The sequence below is a fragment of the Catenulispora yoronensis genome, assembly GCF_039531695.1.
Taxonomy (GTDB): Bacteria; Actinomycetota; Actinomycetes; order Streptomycetales; family Catenulisporaceae; genus Catenulispora; species Catenulispora yoronensis.
Genome location: NZ_BAAAQN010000006.1, coordinates 207,049 through 228,689, shown reverse-complemented (window position 1 = coordinate 228,689; position 21,641 = coordinate 207,049). Strand labels below are relative to the sequence as shown.

Below are 21,641 nucleotides of genomic sequence, written 5' to 3'. Positions count from 1 at the left end.
GGGCGCTGAGGTGAGTCAGGCGCTGATCCCGCGCCCGGCCGTGCCCCGCACCACCTTGGCGTGCGCCTTCATCACGGCCGGCAGCACCAGGTACACCACCAGCGGCGCCACCAGGACCGTCAGCAGCAGGGTCCGCACCGGGAGCGGGTATCCGGCCACGTGCGTGCCCAGCAGGGACTGGATCAGGGTGATGGTCGGGTAGACGGCGATCCAGGTGAGGATCGCACGGCGGTGGACAGAAGGTGCGGCCGGCTTGGCGGGGGCTGCGGCCGGTGTGTTCAGTGCGCTAAGCGCGGTCAAGGCGGTCAGCGCGTGCGGCGCGGCCAAGGCGTTCGGCGCGTGCGCTGCGGTCAAGGTGTTCTGCGCGGCCGGCGCGGTCAAGGTGTTCCGCCCGGCCGTCGCGATCGGCGTGGCCAGGTCGTTCGGTTCGTTCGGTTCGGTTGTCGCCGTCACTTCGGACATCGTCATCCACTCCCCTTGGACTTTCCAACTGCTTGGTTGGAATCATGGCACGGTTCCGCGCCGGTGTCCAACTGAATGGTTGGAGACCGGCGATAGACTGGGCTTATGGCCTGGGATACCGAGAAGACAAAGCGTCTCCTGCTCGACGCGGCGGTCGAGGAGTTCGCCGAGCACGGCTTCCAAGGCGCCCGCGTCGACCGCGTCGCGAAGTCGGCCGGCGTCAACAAGGAGCGCATCTACCAGTACTTCGGCAACAAGGAGCAGCTGTTCGCCACCGTGCTGGACTCCGAGCTGAAGAAGCTGGCGGGCGCGGTGCCGCTCACTCCCGAGGCCGCCGCCGATCTGCCCGAGCACGTCGGGCAGATCTACGACTACCACCTCGCGCACCCGCACTTCTCGCGCCTGGTGCACTGGGAGGGCCTTGAGCTCGGCGGCGACCGCACGGTCCCGGCCGAGCACGAGCGCACGGTGCACTACCTGGCCAAGGTCGAGTCGATCGCGGCCGCTCAGCGGGCCGGCGCGATCGACGCCGCGCTGGATCCCAAGGTGCTGATGCTCGTGGTCGTGCACCTCGCGCAGATGTGGAGCTCGCTGCCGCAGGTCGCCAAGATGCTCCTGGGCGGCAGCGCCGAGGACACGCCGGAGGCCCGCCGGGCCGCGGTGGTGGCGCTGACGGCGAAGATCGTCGCGCCGTAAAACGGCGCGCCGTAGGGTCGCGCTGTAAAGGCAGGAGCCCTTAACCCGCGGCGCCGCCCTCGGCCTCTGCCCCGCCTTCTGCCCCGCCCTCTGCCTCGGCCGCGTCGGCGAACGGCTGGAGCAGCTCCAAGCTCCACGTCAGGTCGCCGCTCTCCAACTCCGCGACCACGCCTTCCACCCAGCGCAGCTCCGCCTCGGTGACGGCGACCAGATACTCGTCGTCCAGCAGGGTCACCTTCGGCAGGCCCCACTGACGCGCGTCGGCGACGTCCTGCTTCGCCTTCGCCAGCGCCTTCTCCACCGTTTCGCGCCGCTCGCGCAACGCGGCCAGCACGGCTTCCGGCCCCAGCAGCATCGAGAACGACAGCGCCGCCGGGAACTCCGGATACTCCGGCTTCGGCGCTCGCACGATGTCGTCGATCCAGGACCGCACCGCTTGCTGGCCGGCGTCGGTGATCTCGTAGACGGTCCGCTCCGGGTACTGCTGGTCGCGCTCGGTCTCGCGGACCGCGATCAGCCCGGCGGCGGCCAGGCGCTCCATCGTTTTGTACAAGCTCGCGCGCTGTCCGATGTTCACGACCTTCTCCTTGCCCCACTCCTTCAGGAGCCGCTGCACGCCGTAGGGATGCAGCGGCTTGTAGGCGAGAAGGGCGAGCACCGCCAGGGCGAGAGGGGAGCGGCGCGTCGTGGCGGCGGCGGAGTTCTGGGCTGCGGGGTTCTGAGCGGCGGAGTTCTGAGCTGGAGCCATGCCCGTCATCATAGCCGCCGCATAACTAGTTCCGACAGACCTAGTTGACAAGTAACTAGTGTCAGTGTGACTATGGAGATGTCAGCACGAACCCCGGCCCCTCTCAGAGGGCAGAACCCGCGGAGTACCTCAAATGACCAGCACTTCGACCACCGTCACCCCCTCCACCACCCGCGCCGTCGCCGAGGCCGCCGCCGAGCCGGTCCGCCTGCACGCCGACCACAACGCGCTCAAGCGGCTGGGCAACTGGACCACCGCCGACCATTTCGAAGTCCGGGCCCGCCGCGGCTCCGTCGTCCTGGACCTGCGCTCGCCGCAGCTCCCCGACGGCGAGCTGGTCGTCGACCTGGACCTGGACCGCGCGATGGTGAAACTGCTGCTGCCCGACGGGGCGGTGGTCACCTACGAGGACGTCGCCTGGACCGGCAGCGGCAAGGTGAAGGACGGCGTCGGCCAGCAGTACGCCCGCTCCGGGGAGTACCCGGAGGGCGGCCGCCGGGTACGGCTCACCGGGCGGATCCACAACGGCGAGGTCCGCGTGGCCCGCGGCGGTGTGGCGATGCTGGCGGCGATGTTCAGCCGCGAGTACGTCGAGGACCTGAAGCGCGCGCACCGGGACGGCACCGTGCCGACGGTGGACGACCCGACGCGGACGGTCTGAGCGTTTTAAGAACACTGCGAAAACTGAAGCGGCCCGCCTCTCGTTCGGGAGGCGGGCCGCTTCGCGGTCTTCTGGGTGGTGGCGCTTGTATTGCTCAGAACCCGCTGTTGTGGTCGCGGTAGTTGGCGCTCGTGGTCTGCTCGGCAGTGAGGATGTCGGTCACCTGTTCTTGGGAGACGGCGTGCGTCCCGCCGAACACCGCGACGTCCGACAGGTCGTAGAGCCCTGCCTTCACCGCCGTCACGGCGTATCCGTTCGGGCTTGCCGGGTCGCTCAACAGCAGCGGACCGTTCGCCAGCGCCATGAAGGCGCCGCCGGTCAAAGCGTCAGGGAACTGATTCCCGGTGGCGACACCCATCGTCGCGGCGTGCAGTGCGCCGTCGGCGGTTCCCCAGCCGTGCTGCGCGACCATGAACATGGTCTGGTACCGGTCCTGGCCAACGATCGGCACGAACTTCCCGACCGCCCCGGGCAGCTGGTTCAGTGCCGCCTGTGCGCCGCCGCCGATCGCGGTGACCTCGGACCCGGCGAGCTTGGTCCGGACGTACGCGGCGGTGGCCGGGTCGAGGCTGGCGGAGGCGGCCGGTCCGTTGGACAGCACGATCGCGGCGGGCGTGTCAGTGGTGCTGGCGACGCTGGTGAAAGCGTTGGCGGCGTACGGGCCCGCGGCCAGCGCGTCCGCGAAGTCGTCACCGCGCGCCACGACGATGTGCGCGGGGTTGTTGAGCGCCCGGGGGTCGGTGGCGATGGCGAGCGCGGTGCCGGTGCGGGTGCTGCCGGCCAGCCGCACGACCTTGTAGCCCATCCCCTTGACCTGGTTCTCGACCGCGGTCGGGATCGCGCTGGTGCCGCCGAGGATGTAGACGATGTTGCCCGGTGCGAGCACCGAGTTCAGCCGCGTCTGCACGGTGGCGTCGAGGTTCGTGACGCCGGGTCCGCCCGGCGTCAGCAACAGGGCGGCGTTCTTCGCCTTGGCCAGCGGAATGCCCGCCAGGGCGTCGGCGAATTCGTCGCCGCGCGCCAGCACCACGGCGTTGGCCGGGGTGTTGGAGAACTCCTGCTGGGTCAGGCCGATCGCTGTCCCGTAGCGCGAAAGCCCGTAGTAGCGGTCGACACCCAGCGCCACCGGCGCCTTGACGGTGATGTTCATGGTGTCGCTGTAGGTCAGGCCGTCGGAACTGCTGGCGCTGACCGTCACCTCGTAGAACCCGGGCTGGTCGTACGAGCAGTCCGCGCTGCCGTTCACCCGGCTCCCCGGCGTGATGCCGGGGAGCGGGGCGACGGGCTTGTGGACCCAGTCGCAGCTGAACGAGACCGAGGTGATGGTCGCGCCGGATCCGGTCGGCGTCCCCGCGCTGAAACCGACGCCGACCTCCAGCGGCCCGTGCTTGGGCAGCGGGGCGGTCAGGTCGCCCAGCCAGTCCTTGGCCGCCTGCTGGTGGGTCGTGAACGTCATGCTCATGTCGAGCGGCCCGACCCCGGCCGACGCGGCCCCGGCCTCGGCCACGACTCCCGCGACCGCGAGCGACGACAGGATCGCGGCCGCCGCGGCCCGCCTGCGGATCCGTCTTGTCGACCCCACTGTTCCTCCCCAGCTGATAAGCCTGCTGACATGGTGCGCGGGGAGTCTCGCACGCGGCGGGAAGCTATGTCTGTACCGCCTTTGACGTACTACACCTGGTGTATCGCACCTGGCAGATCACGCCTGGCAGATGTGGTTGGCCTCGATCAGCCAGCGGTCGTCGTGGCGGGCCAGGAACCAGGTGACGAGGTGCTTGCGGTCGGCCGGCGTCGCGGCCTCGCCGGGCAGGACGGTCTCGCTCGCGGTCACGACGATCGCGTTGCGGCCGTCGGAGAGGAAGCGGACGCTCTGCGTCGTGTGCGGGCGCAGCGAGCCCTTGAGCGGTCCTGCGAAAGCCGCGGCCATGCTGCGGCTGATGTCGTCCCGGCCCCGGAGCAGGATCCCCGGTCCGATCACGGTCGCCTCGTCGGAGTAGCAGGCCGCGAACCGGGCCGCGTCCGCCTCGGCCCACGTCGCGGTCATCGTGTCGAACACGGCCTGCACGGCCTGCACAGCCTCGGCTGAGTACTCGGAACCCATCTTTGCCTCCTTGGTCGGTTGTGGACCCGACGCGGCACCCTGCCGGATTCGGACAGCGCGAGCTGTCCACAACGAGCTGTCCAAAACGCAGTAGCGCCGCGACGACTGGCAGAGGGCCCGATCGGGCTGAGCGCGAGGAAGGAACGAGCGACGATGGCGAGCAAGGAATCCCTGCGGGTGGACCGTTATTGGCGGACCGTCCGGCAGGCGACGATGAATCCCCAGCCGGACGACCTGGTGACGAACAGCCAGTGGGACGTGCTGACCGCCGAGCCGCGCGGCGTCGACTACCTGGAGGTGGACGCCGACGGAGTTCCGGCTCTGTGGCTGCTGCCGCACGGGGTCGCCGAGGACGCCCCGGTTCTGCTGTGCATCCACGGCGGCGGATACGTGGGCGGATCGATGTTCACCCACCGCAAGATGTTCGCGCACCTGGCGAAGGCGATCGGCGCCCGCGCGCTGGCGATCGACTACAAGCTGGTGTTCCAAGGCGGGACGTTCCCGACGCCGGTCGTCGAAGGCCTGACCGCCTACCAGTGGCTGCTCGACCAGGGGGTTCCGGCCACCCGGGTGATGTTCGCGGGCGACTCGGCGGGCGGCCAGCTGTCCGTGACCGTCCAGCTCCGGGCCCGGGCCGAGGGCCTGCCGCTGCCCGCCGGGGCGATGCTGATCTCGCCGTGGACGGACCTGGAGGTCACCGGCGAGTCGATGGTCTCCAACGACGGCAACGACGCGCTGTTCAGCAAGCAGTGGATCGTCGACATGGTCGCGGCGTTCCTCGACGGGACCGACCCGCGCTCGCCGGAGGCCTCGCCGGTGCAGGCCGACCTGACCGGTTTCGGGCCCCTCTACATCCAGGTGGGCGACCAGGAGCTGCTGCTCGACGACAGCCGCATCTTTGCCAAGCACGCGGAGCAGGCCGGGGTCGACGTCCGGCTCGATGTGTTCGCGGACCAGCAGCACACCTTCCAGATGGCGGCCGGGCTCGCGCCGGAGGCCGACGAGGCCATCGAGCGGCTGGCGGCCTGGGCTCGTCCGAAGCTGGGGCTCGGGTAGGTGCTCGTGTTCGTGTCGTAGGAGCCCGGGCCGGAACGCGTTCCGGCCCGGGCTGTCAGGCTCCTGTGATGGGACTCGTGCTGACGGTTTGTTGCGGGTTGCGGGTTGCGGGTTGCGCGTCGCGCGTTACGGATAGCGCATTACGGACTACGCATTACGGACCGCGCGTTGCTTGCCGGGGGCGGCCCCGGCTCACAGAGCCAGCACGATCTTCCCCCGCGTCCGCCCCGACTCGATGAACTCGTGCGCCTTGCTCGCGTCCTCCAGCGGGATCGCGTGCTCGACATACGGCCGCAGCTCGCCGGCGTCCGCCAGGGCCGCGAGCGCCTCCAGGCCGACATGGTCGGGCTCGACCGTCACGCCGGCGAACCGCTTGCCGGCGGCGAGCGTCGCCGTTCGCAGTTCCTCGCTGGTCCGGTCCACGACGGTGACCAGCAGTCCGCCCGGACGGAGCACCTCGATCGACCGCGGGCCGACCGGGCCGCCGACGGTGTCCAGGACGACGTCGAGGTCGTGGAGGGCGGTGGTGAAGTCGGTGGTGGTGTAGTCGAGGACCTCGTCGGCGCCCAGGCCGAGGACGAAGTCGTGCTTCGTCGCGCCGGCCGTGCCGATGACGTGGGCACCGCGGGACTTGGCGATCTGCACCGCCAGGTGGCCGACACCGCCGCCCGCCGCGTGGATCAGGACCCGTTGTCCGGGCTGGACGTCGGCGGTGTCGACCAAGGACTGCCACGCGGTGAGGCCGGCCAGGGGCAGTGCGGCCGCGTGGCTGTGGTCGAGGGCGGCGGGCTTGCGGGCCAGCTGCCGGGAGGGGACCGCGACGTAGTCGGCGTAGGCGTTGCCGGGGCGGGGGAAGAAGGGCATCCCGTAGACCTCGTCGCCGACCTGGAAGCGGTTCACGCCGGGGACGACCTCCTCCACCACTCCTGAGATGTCCCAGCCCAGGATGAACGGGGGCTCGCCGAGCAGGGGAAACAGCCCTGAGCGGACCATGGCGTCGACCGGATTGACCGCGGCGGCGTGCACGCGGACCAGGACTTCGGAGGGCAGCGGCGTCGGTTTGGGCACGTCGACGAGGTGCAGGACGTCCGGGTCGCCGAAGGATCGCTGCGAGATGGCGCGCATGTGCGGGGCTCCTAGCGAGGATGGATTGTGCAAATAAGGGGACTAATTCAGCTATCTGAAATAAGGGGTCTTGCGGGGCGAAGGCCTGACGGGCTCAGGCCGCGACCCGCTGCTCGGCGAGGAAGTCGGTGATCAGGCTCAGCCACCGCTCCGGCTGCTCGGCGAACGGCAGGTGGCCGGTGTCGATGGCGGCCAGGCGGGCGCCGGGGATGCCGTCGGCGAGCTGGCGGTGCAGGTGCGGGGCGACCAGCGGGTCGCCGGCGGTCGAGACGACGAGCGTCGGCGCGGTGACCCGGGCCAGGTCGTCGCGGACGTCGATGCGCCGGACCAGGTCCACGTGCTCGGGCGTCCCGGGCGGGACGGCGTCGGCCAGCGCCTCGATCCCGGCGCGCAGCGCGTCCGGGAGCGTGGCCTGGAGCGCCTCGGTGCTGAAGGCGGCCAGGACCAGGAACTCGGCGAGCTGCTCGCGGTCTGCGGACTCGTACAACTCGCCCCACAGGCGCGCCGCCAGATCCAGGCGTGCGTCCCGGTGGGCGAAGGTGGCGGTGAGGATCAGAGCACTGACGCGATCCGGGTGCCGGACCGCCGCGCGGACGGCGATCGGGCCGCCCAGCGAGAAGCCCGCGAGGGCGAAGGTGTCGAGCCCTTCGGCGTCGGCGGCGGCGATCAGCTCGTCGGCCAGCACGTCGGCGTCCAGCGGTGTCGCCGAGCGGGGCGAGTCGCCGGCGCCGGGCCAGTCGACGCCGACGACGGTGTGGCGGGCGGCCAGCCCGTCCAGGATCGGGCCGTAGTTGGCGGCGGTGCTGCCGCCGGCGCCGTGGGCGAGCACCAGGCCGGGGCCGGAGCCGCGGACGGTGCGGGCGAGCGTGGCGGCGGGCCGGGTGGCGGGTGGGGCGGCAGGTGGGGTTATGGACCGGGCGCCGGGCCGGGTGCGAACAGGCATGAGAGTCCCCTCCGAGTTGTGTAGTGGTCGCTACACAAGAACCGTACCATCTTTCTTAGCGATCGCTATACAATGAACTCATGACTCCTCGCGGACGCCCCAGAGGCTTCGACCGGGAAGCCGCGTTGGACGCGGCGCTCACCGAGTTCTGGCGCCACGGCTACGAGGCCACCTCCGTCGCCACCCTGACCAAGGCGATGGGCATCAACCCGCCGAGCCTGTACGCGGCGTTCGGCGACAAGCGGAAGCTGTTCAGCGAGGCTGTGCAGCGCTATGCCGACACCCACGGCAGCTACGGTGCCCGCGCGCTCGCCGAGCCGACGGCCCGCGAAGCGGTGGAGGCGATGCTGCGCTTGGCCGCCGCCGAGTACCCGGCCGCCGACCACCCGCCCGGCTGCTTCGTGATCGACGGCGCGACGAACACGACGGAGGCGTCGCAGGACGTGGCGGAGGAACTGCGCGGCTATCGCGAGGGGACGAAGAAGGCGATCGCCGAGAAGATCGCCGCCGACGCACGGGACGGCCTGCTGCCGAAGGACACCGACGCGCCGGCCCTGGCCACCTTCTACGCCGCCGTGATCCAGGGCATGTCGACGCAGGCGCGGGACGGCGCGACCGAGGCGGAGTTGCAGCGGGTGGCGGATGTGGCGCTGACGGCGTGGCCGGGGCGGGGTGCGTGATTCGGCGTGGTTGTGGGCCGCGAGGTCGAGCTCAGCGGTGAACTGTGCGACCGAACTGAGCTCTGATCCTTAGATCTCTGAACTCTATGCCGAGCTCAGCGCGGCGTGTCTTCGTCGGTCTTGAACGGCGCACCGTGGCCCGGCACGATGAGGCCGGCGGCGGCGATCACCCGGAGCCGGGAGGCGCGAAGCTGTTCGCGATCCGGCGCGACGGGATCGTCGGCCGGCCCCTGTGCGTGCCACCACAAGTCCCCGGCGAAGGCCACTACGCCGGAGCTCGTGCCGGCGAGCAGCGTGATGTCCTCGGGGCTGTGACCCGGAGTCCGGATGAGTCGGAGCGACGGAGTGAGGTCGTAACCCTCCGCGTCACGGTTCTTCCACTGGTCGCCCAGGTACTCCACCTTGTGGTCGTGGACCCGGGCCCGGGTGAACAGGGCGACGTTCATCGTGTTGTCGGGGTGATGGTGGCTGAGGACGACATCGGTGATGTCCTCCGGGCCGAGGCCCAGCTCCGCGAGCGGGGCCAGGATGCGGTCCCGGTCCGCCACCATGCCCGGATCGAAGATCACGTGGCGTCCGGCGTCGGAGACGTAGGAGACGGTGGCGGCCACGCCGGGACCCGTGGCGCCCACGTAGCCGGTGGTCAGGACTTTGTATTCGGCACTACGGCCGTGCGGTGCGTCTGTCACGGCTCTGATCCTCGCGGGCCCGACCGCGCCCGACGAGTGGCACATCTGCCCACCATCGCAGGATTGGTGCCAGCCGTGGCACACTGCGGCCGTGCCCCCTTTCAGGACCGTCGCCGCCTACGCCCCGCCCGGGGTCGGGATGCTCGCCGTGGGCATCGTCAGCGAGGTGTTCGGGCCGCACGAACCGGCCCTGCCCGGCTTCGACCTCGCCCTGTGCACCGACCGCCCGGGGACCGTCACCGCCGACGGCGGCGTACCCCTGGCCATCCCCCACGGCCTCGACCGCCTCGCCACGGCCGACCTCCTCATCGCCCTGCCCGGCACCGGCTTCCGCACCCCGCCCACCCCCGCCGTCCTCGAAGCACTGCGCTCCGCCCACGACCGCGGCGCCCTCGTCGCAGCCCACTGCGTCGGCACCTTCACCCTCGCCGCCACCGGCCTCCTCGACGGCCACCGCGCCACCACCCACTGGCGCTTCGCACCCTTGCTCGCCGACCGCCACCCGCACATCACCGTCGAAGCCGACGCCCTCTACATCGACGAGGACCGCATCCTCACCGGCGCCGGCGCCGCAGCCGGCTTCGACCTCTGCCTCCACCTCCTCCGCCGCGAACACGGCGCCACCCTGGCCAACACCATCGCCCGCGACATGGTGCTCCCAGCCCACCGCGACGGCGGCCAAGCCCAATACCTGCCGGCCCCCGTCCCCGAACACCCCCACAACAACCGCCTCACCGAGGTCCTCACCTGGGCCCACGAGCACCTCCACGAACCCCTCCCGATAACCGAACTCGCCCACCGCGCCCTGATGAGCAAACGCTCCTTCGCCCGCCACTTCACCGCCACAACCGGCACCACCCCCCACGCCTGGCTCAGCAACCTCCGCCTGACCCGCGCCGAAGAACTCCTCGAAACCACCAACCTCCCCATCGAAGAGATAGCCCACCAAGTCGGCTACAGCAGCGCCGCCGTCCTCCGCGAACAATTCGTCCGCCGCCGAGGCGTACCACCCCGCGCCTACCGCCGCGCCTTCGGGACTTCTGCTACGCCCGGCCGGCCACCGCTGACAGAACGATGAAAGCCGGTTCCCATCGAGTTAAGAGCGGAGCCGCAGCCAAGGCAGCAGCGCGCCAGCGGCCCGCAAATGACCCGCATGGTGGCGCAATCGATCTCGCGTGCAATCTGTGCAACGAAGCCTGGCGACGGCACGGATCCGGTGCAACCCTTCTCAATGTCCTGCACTACTGACTAAAGGGAGGGCGCCATGGCTCTGCGGTTCCTGGGTATTGACCCCGAAACCGGCGACAAGGATTCACCCACTATCTGGATCGAGGAGGAGAGCGGCGATCTGATCATCCAGTCATACCGTGCGGACGCCTTGACGCTGGCAGCAGCCGCCGAGGTCGGTTCGGTGCCGGGCCACCCCACCGAGGTTCCCGAGCACGAAACCGTGATCCGCCTGCCCGCCCGCATGCTTCAGTTCCTGCCACGTACCTGATGGGAGCACTGTGATCCCCCCGGAGTCCGACCCGTTCGACGATCTGATCGCCGCTGCCGAACGTTCCGCAGTCCACTTGGAGCTGCGCGACACGTACGCTGTCGATCCCGAGTCGAAGGACTACGCCGCGTGGCTGGCCGGGGATACCAGCTCTCGAACCCGCGACAGCGATAGGGAGCGCCGTAAGCCCTGGCTCGACCTGGTGCGCGACACGGTGGCCCGAGGTGTGGAGATGCGCCGCGCGCGGGTGGTCTCGCTTCCGCCCACCGACTACATCAGGTTCGAGCACTCCGGCGCGCCGCTGAATATCGAGGCGGGCGAGCAGGTGCGGTGGCTGGACCGGGCCGATGCCGTGGACCTCCTCCTTCCAGGGGCCGACCTGTGGCTGTTTGATCGCAAGGTGGTCCGCTTCGGACTGTTCTCAGGTGACGGCGCGCTGCTGGGGTACGAGATCATCGATGACTCTGCGGTGGCATCGCGGGTAGCGACGGCGTTTGAGGCCGTCTGGGAACGCGCCGTACCGCACGACCGATTTCGCATCTAGCGCCGGTGACGCCGTCCCCGTCCTCAAGCGCTCAGGCCGCGCGCAAGGCCCTAGCCGGGCGTCTCCGCGAAGTTATGCGGGACGCTCGGCTCAACGGGCGTCAACTGGCCGATCAGGCGGGCTGGTCCACTGCAAAGGTGTCACGCATCCTCAACGCCATCAGTCCGGTCTCGGAGGACGACGTACGCACTTGGTGTCGCGTATGCCGGGCTGAGGAAGCGACCGGCGACTTGCTGGCTGAGCTGCGTACTGCCGAGCAGGCCTACGTGACATGGAAGCGGCTGCACCGCACTGGCCTGTCGAAGGTGTATGAGACCTCGACACCGCTGTTTCAACGAACCCGGCACTTCCGCGTGTACTCCCCACACGTCGTGCCCGGCCTACTCCAGACCGCCGAGTACGCCGAGGCGGTATTGGCAATGATTGCGGAGTTTCAGGGCACTCCGGCCGACGACATCACCGAGGCGGTAGCCAAGCGGCTCCAGCGCTCCCGGGTGATCAGAGAGGGTGACCACCGGTTCGGCATCCTCATCGAGGAACAAGTCTTGCGGCACAGGATCGGCGACACAGCGGCGATGACGGCGCAACTTGGCTACCTCCTTGAGGTGATCTCGCTGCCTTCCCTCGTTCTCGGCGTGATCCCGTTCGGTACTCCGCGCGCCGGAATGTGGCCCATCGAGTCCTTTTATGTCTACGACGACACGATGGCGACTCAGGAGACTTTAACCGCGTCGATCACCATCACCGCGCCTTCGGAGGTGGCCTCGTTCGTCAAGGCACACAAGGCGCTGAGCGATCAGGCCGTGTACGGCAAGGCGGCGGTACACCGGATTACAGCGGCGGTTGAGGCGCTATAGGAATCGGCGTGTAACCCATGCAATGTTGCTCGACGTGGCTCCGGTGACGGCTCCATTGTCGAGCCATGACCCCTCAAACCACCCAATACGCCGCCGCCCTGGAGTTCGAGGGCGATCTACTCATCGGTGCCGAGCTCGACGCCTTCCTAGCCACTCAGAAGGACGACAAGTCCCTAGCGACTCCAACGGCGGCTGTCCGGGACGATCCTTGTCTTTGCCACGGCTGGGGCACCGTGGTCACGAACGGCAAGGATCACCCCTGCCCGAAGTGCAAGCCGGATTGGTACGCGTCATGGCTGCGCGCTGCGCTGCCTGGTGATGCGGTGGTCCTCGAAGGCGACGAGGCGACCTTGTGGGAAGTGCTCTCGCGCAAGCACCCGGCGGCCGAGACCGCGTACATGCTCCCCTCGGGCCTGTGCTGTGAGCCTGTGGCTCTGATCCGGCCCGCCATAGGCCGAACGGCTGCATGGGTGGCACGCGAGCGGCTGAGGGTCGTCGAGCGTGAAGGGTTCGAGCTTTGAGTCTCAATCAGACGCCTGCTGCGACCACGAGCCCGACGCCGGCTGATTTGCGCGAGCTGGCCAGGCGCGACTACCTGCGCTTGTTCCACCACGCGGCACGGTGCCCTGACTGCACACCCGGCAACCTGAAAGCCAACCCGCCAATCCCGCCCAGAATCCGAACGATCTGCGCCACCGGCATGGAACAGCGTCGCGAGTACGAAGCGGCTTACAGGGCGTGGGAAACCGCGTCGAGGGCCGAAGAGAAAGGGCAAAGCACATGATCAACCGCAAGGCGATCGGAACACTCCTTCTCGCGGTGGTCGTCATCATCGGGACTAGCGCGGGCTCTGACTTGCCACCGGCCCGAGGAAAGGCGGCGGATCGAGCCGAACGTACGGCGTGAGGACTTCCGGGCCATAGGTGCTCCCTGCGCTCTCTGTGCGACGCTTGTCGCACGTTGTCGCACGTCGGGAGTCAGAACACCAAAAAGCCGGTCCGCCCTTTTGGGTTAGAGACCGGCTCTGACCTGCTGTTTTCCTAAGAGCGGGCGACGAGAATCGAACTCGCGCTCTGAGCTTGGGAAGGTCTAGGTATGGGCTCGGCGATCGAGGTTCTGAGCATGTAGGGCGCTCACCTGCTCGCCAGCGAACACCTGTCCGTTAGTGGCCGTCAGTAGCCGCGAGATCAGCTCTGCACGGGCACGCTACGGGCACGGTGAGCGCCCTTCACTGAAACACAACCGCTTCCGAATTGGACCGAAGGTTTCAGAAGTCTGAGCTTCTCGCGGAGCTTCGAGCTACCCAACATCCATGGGCTAGCCCGGTGCGTTCCAACAACCAACAGGTCAGTTACCCTTCTTATCGCACATAGAAACCGAGGGTGGGCGATGTCGACCAATATTCCATATCGTATTTTCGAAGTACTGTTTGTGGGCGGCACATGATTTCCGCTCGACGATATCTTCATCCTTGACCATGATGATCGTTCTGTCGTCATCGACGAGAAAGGTGATCCAAACCTGAGAGTCGCTGATGACGTAGCCAGTGACGACTCTGCCCGAGTTAATCTTCATTGATTCGGCTGGAAGCCAGACCTGGTCATTCAATGAGTTTACAATGAAGGGTCCTATCGCAAAGATTGCGATGCCAATCGCGGCAGCGTCGAGACTTAACCGTCCTCGATGCTGAAGTAAGTCAAAGCGCTCCTTGGTCGCCCTGTAAAGATCACGTTCGTGCTCTCGTAACTTCTGCAAGTCCGCGAGATCAACCGCTCTCTGGCTAGTCAGGTCGCTGATATCCGTACGGAGCGACTTTCGTTTCACCTCAAGTCGCTCAAGCTCAATATCTTTAGAGTGCGGGTCGCTGCTGGATATCTTTCCGTGTGCGGATCTTCGCTTATGGTAAAACGACATGCAAAGCGCGTACAAAAGCGATGCCAGCGACGCGCATGTGCCGCTCCAGGGGGCAATCATTGAGAGGAGAAAAATTGCCAGGCAAATCCAGATCCATAAGCGGGCCCTTACTCTCCAGGTAAATAGATCTGAGCGTTCAGTGAGACCCAGAACGCTGAAAGTGATAAGCAAGGAGAAGAGTGGCAACCCCTAGGCTAGGATGCCGCCAACCGTTTTTATCGGATCGATATTGCCGATTAGTGCAAGACTTGTATCGATATTGCCATGGGATGCCGTAATTGCTCTGGCGATAATAAAGAGAAAGACGAAGAGGCCGGCAAGTACTGGCGCGATTCCAAATATTCGCTCGCGAAAGTCCCTGGCCTGCTCAAACTCGGCTGCGAGGTCTTCTATCCTCTCGCGCTGATTTCTAGCTTGCGTATTTCCGCCTTGAGTCGTCTTATTTCGCCTACCGCCCCAGGACACGGCCATCAACTGTAGCTGTACGGACTGGCTGAGTCATGGGTATCGCAGGATCCGCCTGTGCCAAGACGTGACTACAGCCAGTGGACGGATGTGTGGCTTGCGCTCGGTTGCTTGGGCTGGGATGTTTGTGGCGGCTTCATGTGGCCCGGGTCTGGCGGCTAGAAGTGGCCCGGTCTCTTGGCTATCCAGATGCTGGGTTTCGATCTGAGTGGCCCGGGCTGGGCCCGCAGGGCGGTGGCTAGACCTGCGTTGATGCGGCTGTGCGCCCGCGAGACGGGGTGGGCCAGCCGAGACCGCCACTAGATAAAACGGGCACGAGTGCAACTGGCCCAGGGCCACTTCTAGCCGCCAGACCCGGGCCACTTCAAACCGCCGCAGACACACGCGAGTGGGGTACGCCAACAGGTCCAGCGACGACCCAGCAGACCAAGAGCGATCAGAAGGCATGCTTTCCCGCTGCGCCGGCTGCCGCGCCCGGGATCGGCCGCCAGGCCGCACGCCCGGGATGCGGCGGGTCGGCGGCGGCGCGGTAGCGCCGCCTTGATCTGATACAGCTCAATTCGGCATTGCGCCGTGGTACGGGTCGCCGTGTTCCAGGTAGAGCGTGGCGGCCTGCAGGCGGGCGTCGATGGCGGCTTTGACACGGCGGGCCAGACGCGGGATCAGCAGGGTGTCGACCAAGTCGGGGTCGTGGAAGGCGATGCCGGCGATTTCGGCAGGGTCAAGCTTGATGCGGTCGCGGTATTCAGCTGCTAGCTCTCCACCGTCGAAGACGAACAGCAGCTTGTCGCCCTCGCCTGCGGCCGGCGCCCAGTCGGCGACCAGGAGGGCGCCGATTGGCGGCTGGATGCCCAACTCCTCCAGGACCTCACGTGCCGCGCCTTCGACCGGGCTCTCGCCGATCTCGACATACCCGCCTGGCAGGTCCCACCCGGGCCTGTACGACGGCCGAACGAGCATGATGCGGCCCTCGGCGTCGAAGAACAGCACGCCTGCGGCGACTCGTGGGGTGGCGAGCGACTCGGCTGGGTCCGGCTCGGTCATGAGTCGACTCTAGACGCGGTCACGAACGGATCAGCGGGACTCGATCACGTGAATACGCTGGGCGAGGTCGGCGAGGGCGGCGAGGGCGAAGCCGGGCTTGCCGTACTGACGTCGGATCCACGACGTCACAAGCTGGCGCGAGAGACGGGCGTCTGCGGTGACGGGTATCGAGAACCGAGGGCGGCCAATGTCCCGATGATCGCCAGTTTCACTGGTTCTGGCGGTTGGATCGACGGGGCCGAGATAGTCCACTCGTCGACCCGTGCGGCGATCAAAATCCGTCGCAAAACATTGCGAGCCCAGTGCCGGGATCTGCATCCTGGCCTGGGCTCCAACTGCGTGAGCGGGCGACGAGAATCGAACTCGCGCTCTGAGCTTGGGAAGCTCATGTTCTACCATTAAACTACGCCCGCGTCGGCGGCCTGGCTGGTGGTCAGCCGGGTGGTCGCCGTTCGAGCGTTCACTGTACCCGATTGTGCGTCGCCGTGTTGCCGACATCGGGGGTGGGGGTTGGTGGCGTCGTGTTGTGGGTGGTGGTGGGGGGTTTGGTCGCGCAGGGTAGCGTTGACTCCCGTGTTGCTCTCAGACAAGGACATCCGGGCCGAGATCGGGTCTGGGCGGGTCGTTCTGGATCCGTTCGAGGACGCGATGGTTCAGCCTTCCAGCGTTGATGTGCGGTTGGACCGGTACTTCCGGGTGTTCGAGAACCATCGGTATCCGTTCATCGATCCCGCGGAGGAGCAGCCGGAGCTGACGCGGATGGTGGAGCCGGACGGGGACGAGCCGTTCATTCTGCATCCTGGGGAGTTCGTGCTGGCGTCCACGTTCGAGGTGGTGACGTTGCCGGACGACCTGGCTGCGCGGTTGGAGGGGAAGTCGAGTCTGGGGCGGTTGGGGTTGCTGACGCATTCCACCGCCGGGTTCATCGACCCCGGGTTCTCCGGGCATGTCACGTTGGAGTTGTCCAACGTCGCGACGCTGCCGATCAAGTTGTGGCCCGGTATGAAGATCGGGCAGATGTGCTTCTTCCAGCTGTCGTCGGCGGCGGAGCATCCGTACGGGTCGCTGGTCAATCAGTCGCGGTATCAGGATCAGCGGGGGCCGACGCCGTCGCGGAGCTTTCTGAACTTCCATCGGACGGACATCGGCGCGGCCGACCGCGTGGCGTAGGACCGCGTGGCGTAGGGCCGCCTGGCGCAGGGCTTCGGGCGAAGTCCCGCCGACCGGGTGAATCTGCGCCCGGACACGAGTAGTGCGTGCCCACCGCTGACACAGTGACGATGTGGTCGCCTTGTCAGTCCGCTGGCCTTTCGCGCGTACCGCGGACTCGTCCGCGCCGCGTCCGGACCGCCTGCTCAGGGACAATCCCGTGCTGCTGTTGTCCGCCCTCCAGGCTCCCGACACCGTCGCGGGGCTGGTCTCGGAGTGGAATCCGCGGTGGAACCCCGACCTGGCCGCGGCCACGGACAACGCCATCCGCTGGCACGGCCCCTTCCGCCTGACCCCCATGCTCCGCGCGGAGGCGGGGCTGCCGGCCACCGGTCCCGCGGCCTCCCTCGGCTTGGCCTACGTCGCCGAGGTGCGCCGCGAGCGGGCCAAGATCGGCGACAGTCGGCACGCGGACCGCCTGCGCCGCTGCTATCCGCACGGCCTGCCGGCTGGCGCCGAGGCCGAGGCCTGGCACCTGGTGCGCGGACTGGCCAAGCGCCTGCGCGGCGTCGCCCGCCTGCCCGGCGGTCCGGTGCACGCCCCGCACCAGCACCCCCCGCTCCCCGGCGACACCGACCACGCCGTCTACAGCCACGACATGCTGCCGTGGATCGTGCTCCGCGAGATCCTCTGCCCGCTGGCCCCCGGCCTGGCCCGGGAGGTTCCGGACCGCGGCGGCTACATCCTGCGCCATCGGGACCTGTTCGAGGTCCGGGTCGGCGCCATCGGATCCGGGGCGGATGCCGCCGGCTCGAACACCGCCCGCTCGAACACCGCCCGCTCGCTCGCCCCGGACTCCGGAGCGGAAGGCGCCACCGCGCGCCTCCCCCACGCCCTCCGCGACCGCGCCGACGACGCCTGGCCGCACAGCGTCTACACGTTCTGCGATCTTTCCGTCCCGCTCGTCGGCGGTGCGCCCGGCAGCACGCCCGCGGCCGTCGCGGTGCGCTCCGCCGCCGCGCTCATCGCCGAGGTCACAGGCGGTGTCCTCGTGGACGCGGACGGTTTCCCGGCCGAAATCCGGACGTTCTCCGCCCGGCGTGGGATCAGCATCGGTAACACCCTTACCCCCCGTGTCAGGGGTTACCAGAACCGCGATACTGAGGTAGGCTAACTTTCGTCCCGAGGGCCGTCCGGGCCCCGGGGACGAACGCCTTCAGGGGGCCTGCCCAGCCGTGAAGTCAGCCACCTTCTCCTCGCTGTCGATCCGTAACTACCGGCTTTTCGCCAGCGGCATGGTGGTCTCCAACACCGGCATCTGGATGCAGCGGATAGCCCAGGACTGGCTCGTCGTGTCGATCACCGGTTCCGGCACCGACCTCGGCGTCGTCACCGCGCTGCAGTTCGGCCCGGCGCTGACCTTCAGTCTGTGGGGCGGCGCGCTGGCCGACCGCTACCGCAAGAACCGGCTGCTGATGCTGACCGCGACGCTGACCGGGCTGTGCGCGCTGGCGCTGGGCCTGCTGATCGTCTCCGGCGCCGTCCAGCTCTGGCACGTCTACCTCATCGCCCTGGTCGGCGGGACCGTCACCGCCTTCGACAACCCGGCCCGGCAGTCCTTCGTCGTCGAGCTGGTCGGGCCCGAGGCGCTGCCCAACGCCGTCGCGCTCAACGCCGCCACCTTCAACCTGGCGCGGATGCTGGGCCCGGCGCTGGCCAGCCTGGCGCTCGCGGTGATGGACGTCGGCTGGGTGTTCATAGCCAACGCGATCGCCGGCGTCGCGATCATCACCGGGCTGGCGCTGATCCGCCGGGAGGAGCTCTACGCGCCGATCCCCATCATGCGGGCCAAGGGCCAGTACCGGGAGGCCTTCGCCTACCTGCGGACCCGGCCGGACCTGCTCGCGGTGCTGTTCTGCATGTTCTTCCTGGCCACCTTCGGCCTGAACTTCCAGATCACCAGCACCCTGATGGCGGTGCAGACCTTCCACCTCGGCAAGGGCACCTTCGGCCTGCTGAACATCCTGCTGGCGCTCGGCGCGCTGTCCGGCGCGCTGGTCACCGCCCGGCGGCGGCGGGTCGGGGTGGCGATGGTGCTGCTCAGCGCCTGCGGCTTCGGGGTGGCCGCCACCGTGGTGTCGCTGATGCCGGACGCGGTGCTGTACGGGGCGCTGATGCTGCCCGTCGGCGTCATGATCATCATGGTCACCACCTCGGCCAACGCCACCATGCAGACCGGCGTCGAGCCGGAGATGCGGGGGCGGGTGATGAGCGTCTACATGGTGGTCTTCCTCGGCGGCACCCCGATCGGGTCCCCGCTGGTGGGCTGGATCGGCCAGCACTTCGGCGCCCGGTACGCGGTCGGCGGCGGCGGGCTGATATCGATCGTCGCCGCGGTCGCCGCCGCCTACGCGCTGGCCCGGGTGAAGGGCCTGTCGGTGCGGGAGCGCCTGGCCGCGCACACGCCGCCCCGGGTCGCCGAGCGCTTGGCCGCCTGAGTCCGCACACGTTGCGCAGGGGCCGCGCCGGGACTGCGCGGGGGCGGCGCGAACAGGCGAAGAAAAACCGTTGTCGCTTATCGACACCACGCCGGTCACACGCCGTATTGTGGGTGCTCTCACAAGGTGTGAAGCGCGCTGAGCGGTGCGGGCGTCCGTGTGCGGTGCCGGTGCGTGGGGGAACCTCAAGGAGACGCATGCGCTTGTTCGTGGCGATCACGCCACCCCGTGCGGTCCTGCTGGAGGTGCGGACCGCGGTGGACGCGCTGAAGCGGGGCAACACCCCCGGCGTCAACGCCCTGCTGCGCTGGACCCGGCCGGAGACCTGGCACATCACGGTCGCCTTCTACGGCGAGGTGGCCGAGGACAAGGCCGATGACCTGGCCGAGCGCCTCGGCCGGGTGGCGGCCCGGACCACCCCGATGGAGCTGTCGCTGGCCGGGGCCGGACGCTTCGGGCCGCGCGCGCTGTGGTTCGGCGTGCAGGGCCAGTGCGACCGGCTGGGGCGGCTGGCCGAGGCGGCCGGAGCGGCGGCCCGGCGCTGCCACATCCGGATCGAGGACCGCCCCTACCGGCCGCACCTGACGCTGGCCCGGGTCAGCGGTGTGCCGCGGGGCTCCACGCAGGACGACCACAGCGGGCCGCTGGACCTGGCGCCGCTGGTGGAGCGGCTGCGGGCGTTCCGGTCCCCGGGCTGGCTGGCCGGGGAGGTGGAGCTGTTCACGGTGGTCGACGGCGCCGAGGCCGCGCACGTCGGATCGGCGGCCGGCGGCGGACGCGCCGGTGCCCGGGGCGCGGCGCGGGCCGGTGGTGGAGTTGGTGGTGGAGCCGGTGGCGGCGGAGTCGGCGGCGGAATCGGAACCGGGGGGTCCAACGGATCCAGCGGGTCCAACGGGTCCAATGGGTCCAATGGGTCCAACGGCGTCCACACCGCGGTGAACGGCGGACACCTCGCCAGCGGCGTGTCGCCGGCCAAGCGCTACGAACGGGTCGCGCATTGGCCGCTGACCGGCCGCTGACCGGGCGTGGCCGATGGCCGGCCGCCGATTGCCGACCGGAGTGCAGATCAAGTGCTGATCCGGCCGCCGACCAAATCGCCGACCAACCGCTGATCCGGCCGCCGACCATGCAGCGCCCGGCCGCCGACCCGGCACCGCTGATCGGCGGCAGGTCCGCGCGCATTACCCTGGAGCGGTGAACACACGTACCCGCTCCAGGGTCGTCACTTTCGTCCTGGTCGCGATCCTCGCCGTCGTGGTGATCGCCGCCGCGCTGCGCTGACGCGACAGCGGGCGGCGGCCCACTCGGACCGGGCCCCGATCAGGCCAGGCGCTCCACCACGTAGTCGATGCTCGCGGTCAGCTTGTCGACGTCCTCCGGCTCGACCGCCGGGAACATCGCGATCCGCAGCTGGTTGCGGCCGAGCTTGCGGTAGGCGTCGGTGTCGACGATGCCGTTCTCCCGCAGCGCCGCCGACACCTTGTCCGCGCTGATCCCCTCGGCGAGGTCGATGGTGCCGACCACCTGCGAACGCTGGGCCGGGTCGGTCACGAACGGCGTGGTGTAGTCCGTGCGCTCGGCCCACGCGTACAGCCGCGAGGAGCTGTCGGCGGTGCGGGCGGTGGACCAGGCCAGGCCGCCGTTGCCGTTCAGCCAGTCCAGCTGCTCGGCCATCAGGAACAGCGTGGCCACCGACGGGGTGTTGTAGGTCTGGTTCTTCGAGGAGTTGTCGATCGCGGTCGGCAGGCTGAAGAACGGCGGGATGTAGCGGTCCGAGGCGCCGATCTCGGCGGCGCGGGCCAGGGCGGCCGGGGAGAACAGGCCGATCCACAGGCCGCCGTCGGAGGCGAAGTTCTTCTGCGGGGCGAAGTAGTAGACGTCGGTCTCGGCGACGTCCACCGGCAGGCCGCCGGCCCCGGAGGTGGCGTCCACCAGCACCAGCGCGCCCTCGTCGGCGCCGGCCGGCCGGGTGATCGGCATCGCCACGCCGGTGGAGGTCTCGTTGTGGGTCAGCGCGTACACGTCGACGCCGGCCTCGGCGACCGCCAGCGGGTGGGTGCCCGGCTCGGAGGAGATCACCGACGGCGCCTCCAGCCACGGCGCGGCCTTGACCGAGGAGGTGAACTTCGAGGAGAACTCGCCGAAGTTCAGGTGCTGGGACTTGGCGCGGACCAGGCCGAACGCGGCGATGTCCCAGAACGCGGTCGAGCCGCCGTTGCCGAGCACCACCTCGTAGCCCTCGGGCAGCCCGAACAGCTCGCTCACGCCGGCGCGCACCCGACCGACCAGGTTCTTCACCGGCGCCTGCCGGTGCGAGGTGCCGAGCAGTTGCGCGCCCTCGGTGGCCAGCTTGGCCACGGCCTCCGGCCGGACCTTGGACGGACCGCAGCCGAACCGGCCGTCGGAGGGGAGCAGGTCAGTGGGGATGGTGATGTCAGCCACGCGGTTCTCCGAGCTGTAGTAGCTGTAGTGGATAGGAGAAAACGGTGGCCCGGGGCGTCGTTGGCCAGG

General features: G+C 68.7%; 25 protein-coding genes and 1 tRNA gene. 13 read left to right on the top strand and 13 right to left on the bottom strand.

What is annotated here, in order from left to right; all coding sequences use genetic code 11:
- Nucleotides 1-15: 15 nt before the first annotated feature.
- Nucleotides 16-468 (bottom strand): putative antibiotic biosynthesis monooxygenase, encoded by a 453-nt coding sequence (locus tag ABD481_RS07685; protein WP_344664842.1) that lies wholly within the window; start codon nt 466-468, stop codon nt 16-18.
- Between the two features lie 99 nt (nt 469-567).
- On the opposite strand from ABD481_RS07685, the gene ABD481_RS07680 reads away from it, so the two are divergent.
- Nucleotides 568-1,158, top strand: a complete 591-nt coding sequence (locus tag ABD481_RS07680) for a TetR/AcrR family transcriptional regulator (RefSeq protein ID WP_344664841.1) — start codon at nt 568-570, stop codon at nt 1,156-1,158.
- Between the two features lie 40 nt (nt 1,159-1,198).
- Here the strand turns inward: ABD481_RS07680 and ABD481_RS07675 are convergent, their stop codons facing one another.
- Nucleotides 1,199-1,906: a PadR family transcriptional regulator gene (locus tag ABD481_RS07675; protein ID WP_344664840.1), complete on the bottom strand. Its 708-nt coding sequence runs from the start codon at nt 1,904-1,906 to the stop codon at nt 1,199-1,201.
- Between the two features lie 133 nt (nt 1,907-2,039).
- Here ABD481_RS07675 and ABD481_RS07670 point away from each other — a divergent pair, with 133 nt between their 5' ends.
- Nucleotides 2,040-2,567 (top strand): hypothetical protein, encoded by a 528-nt coding sequence (locus ABD481_RS07670; RefSeq protein WP_344664839.1) that lies wholly within the window; start codon nt 2,040-2,042, stop codon nt 2,565-2,567.
- 94 nt (nt 2,568-2,661) lie between these two features.
- Here the strand turns inward: ABD481_RS07670 and ABD481_RS07665 are convergent, their stop codons facing one another.
- Nucleotides 2,662-4,149 carry a cell wall-binding repeat-containing protein gene (locus ABD481_RS07665; protein WP_344664838.1) on the bottom strand — a complete coding sequence of 496 codons (1,488 nt, stop codon included), beginning with the start codon at nt 4,147-4,149 and terminating at the stop codon, nt 2,662-2,664.
- A gap of 117 nt (nt 4,150-4,266) precedes the next feature.
- Entirely contained in the window at nt 4,267-4,668 is a 402-nt protein-coding gene (locus ABD481_RS07660; RefSeq protein WP_344664837.1) for an SgcJ/EcaC family oxidoreductase, read from the bottom strand.
- 153 nt (nt 4,669-4,821) lie between these two features.
- Here ABD481_RS07660 and ABD481_RS07655 point away from each other — a divergent pair, with 153 nt between their 5' ends.
- Nucleotides 4,822-5,724 (top strand): alpha/beta hydrolase, encoded by a 903-nt coding sequence (locus tag ABD481_RS07655; protein ID WP_344664836.1) that lies wholly within the window; start codon nt 4,822-4,824, stop codon nt 5,722-5,724.
- Nucleotides 5,725-5,916: 192 nt separating this feature from the next.
- Here ABD481_RS07655 and ABD481_RS07650 read toward each other — a convergent pair whose 3' ends face one another.
- The gene (locus tag ABD481_RS07650; protein WP_344664835.1) at nt 5,917-6,849 is read right to left on the bottom strand and encodes an NADP-dependent oxidoreductase; all 933 of its coding nucleotides are present in this window, start codon (nt 6,847-6,849) and stop codon (nt 5,917-5,919) included.
- Nucleotides 6,850-6,943: 94 nt separating this feature from the next.
- Nucleotides 6,944-7,792: an alpha/beta fold hydrolase gene (locus tag ABD481_RS07645; protein WP_344664834.1), complete on the bottom strand. Its 849-nt coding sequence runs from the start codon at nt 7,790-7,792 to the stop codon at nt 6,944-6,946.
- 80 nt (nt 7,793-7,872) lie between these two features.
- Here ABD481_RS07645 and ABD481_RS07640 point away from each other — a divergent pair, with 80 nt between their 5' ends.
- On the top strand, nt 7,873-8,472 hold the full coding sequence (locus ABD481_RS07640; RefSeq protein ID WP_344664833.1) for a TetR/AcrR family transcriptional regulator: 600 nt from the start codon (nt 7,873-7,875) through the stop codon (nt 8,470-8,472).
- 95 nt (nt 8,473-8,567) lie between these two features.
- On the opposite strand, the gene ABD481_RS07635 is transcribed toward ABD481_RS07640, so the two are convergent.
- Nucleotides 8,568-9,161, bottom strand: a complete 594-nt coding sequence (locus tag ABD481_RS07635) for an MBL fold metallo-hydrolase (protein WP_344664832.1) — start codon at nt 9,159-9,161, stop codon at nt 8,568-8,570.
- Nucleotides 9,162-9,300: 139 nt separating this feature from the next.
- Between ABD481_RS07635 and ABD481_RS07630 the strand changes: the two genes are divergently transcribed.
- From ABD481_RS07630 to ABD481_RS07610, 5 genes are all read left to right on the top strand, one after another.
- On the top strand, nt 9,301-10,239 hold the full coding sequence (locus tag ABD481_RS07630; protein WP_344664886.1) for a GlxA family transcriptional regulator: 939 nt from the start codon (nt 9,301-9,303) through the stop codon (nt 10,237-10,239).
- Between the two features lie 186 nt (nt 10,240-10,425).
- Entirely contained in the window at nt 10,426-10,659 is a 234-nt protein-coding gene (locus ABD481_RS07625; RefSeq protein WP_344664831.1) for a hypothetical protein, read from the top strand.
- 10 nt (nt 10,660-10,669) lie between these two features.
- Complete coding sequence (locus ABD481_RS07620) at nt 10,670-11,203, top strand: DUF6879 family protein (protein ID WP_344664830.1); 534 nt, start codon at nt 10,670-10,672, stop codon at nt 11,201-11,203.
- Between the two features lie 5 nt (nt 11,204-11,208).
- Nucleotides 11,209-12,060 carry a helix-turn-helix domain-containing protein gene (locus ABD481_RS07615; protein ID WP_344664829.1) on the top strand — a complete coding sequence of 284 codons (852 nt, stop codon included), beginning with the start codon at nt 11,209-11,211 and terminating at the stop codon, nt 12,058-12,060.
- A gap of 65 nt (nt 12,061-12,125) precedes the next feature.
- A complete protein-coding gene (locus tag ABD481_RS07610) occupies nt 12,126-12,581 on the top strand; it encodes a hypothetical protein (protein ID WP_344664828.1) in 456 nt (151 codons plus the stop codon).
- Between the two features lie 826 nt (nt 12,582-13,407).
- On the opposite strand, the gene ABD481_RS07605 is transcribed toward ABD481_RS07610, so the two are convergent.
- From ABD481_RS07605 to ABD481_RS07585, 5 genes are all read right to left on the bottom strand, one after another.
- Nucleotides 13,408-14,034, bottom strand: a complete 627-nt coding sequence (locus ABD481_RS07605; protein WP_344664827.1) for a hypothetical protein — start codon at nt 14,032-14,034, stop codon at nt 13,408-13,410.
- A gap of 129 nt (nt 14,035-14,163) precedes the next feature.
- Nucleotides 14,164-14,439 (bottom strand): hypothetical protein, encoded by a 276-nt coding sequence (locus ABD481_RS07600; protein ID WP_344664826.1) that lies wholly within the window; start codon nt 14,437-14,439, stop codon nt 14,164-14,166.
- A gap of 555 nt (nt 14,440-14,994) precedes the next feature.
- Complete coding sequence (locus ABD481_RS07595; RefSeq protein ID WP_344664825.1) at nt 14,995-15,483, bottom strand: NUDIX domain-containing protein; 489 nt, start codon at nt 15,481-15,483, stop codon at nt 14,995-14,997.
- 30 nt (nt 15,484-15,513) lie between these two features.
- Nucleotides 15,514-15,801 (bottom strand): hypothetical protein, encoded by a 288-nt coding sequence (locus tag ABD481_RS07590; protein ID WP_344664824.1) that lies wholly within the window; start codon nt 15,799-15,801, stop codon nt 15,514-15,516.
- Between the two features lie 24 nt (nt 15,802-15,825).
- Nucleotides 15,826-15,896: transfer RNA gene (locus ABD481_RS07585), tRNA-Gly, on the bottom strand.
- Between the two features lie 160 nt (nt 15,897-16,056).
- Here ABD481_RS07585 and dcd point away from each other — a divergent pair.
- The 4 genes from dcd to thpR all read left to right on the top strand — a co-directional run bounded on the left by dcd (nt 16,057) and on the right by thpR (nt 20,149).
- The gene (gene dcd / locus ABD481_RS07580) at nt 16,057-16,653 is read left to right on the top strand and encodes a dCTP deaminase (protein ID WP_344664823.1); all 597 of its coding nucleotides are present in this window, start codon (nt 16,057-16,059) and stop codon (nt 16,651-16,653) included.
- Between the two features lie 199 nt (nt 16,654-16,852).
- Nucleotides 16,853-17,806, top strand: a complete 954-nt coding sequence (locus tag ABD481_RS07575) for a hypothetical protein (protein ID WP_344664822.1) — start codon at nt 16,853-16,855, stop codon at nt 17,804-17,806.
- Nucleotides 17,807-17,867: 61 nt separating this feature from the next.
- Entirely contained in the window at nt 17,868-19,130 is a 1,263-nt protein-coding gene (locus ABD481_RS07570; protein ID WP_344664821.1) for an MFS transporter, read from the top strand.
- Nucleotides 19,131-19,327: 197 nt separating this feature from the next.
- Nucleotides 19,328-20,149 (top strand): RNA 2',3'-cyclic phosphodiesterase, encoded by an 822-nt coding sequence (thpR, locus tag ABD481_RS07565; protein WP_344664820.1) that lies wholly within the window; start codon nt 19,328-19,330, stop codon nt 20,147-20,149.
- A 301-nt stretch (nt 20,150-20,450) separates the two neighbouring features.
- Here thpR and serC read toward each other — a convergent pair whose 3' ends face one another.
- Nucleotides 20,451-21,572, bottom strand: a complete 1,122-nt coding sequence (gene serC / locus ABD481_RS07560; RefSeq protein ID WP_344664819.1) for a phosphoserine transaminase — start codon at nt 21,570-21,572, stop codon at nt 20,451-20,453.
- Nucleotides 21,573-21,641 lie beyond the last annotated feature (69 nt).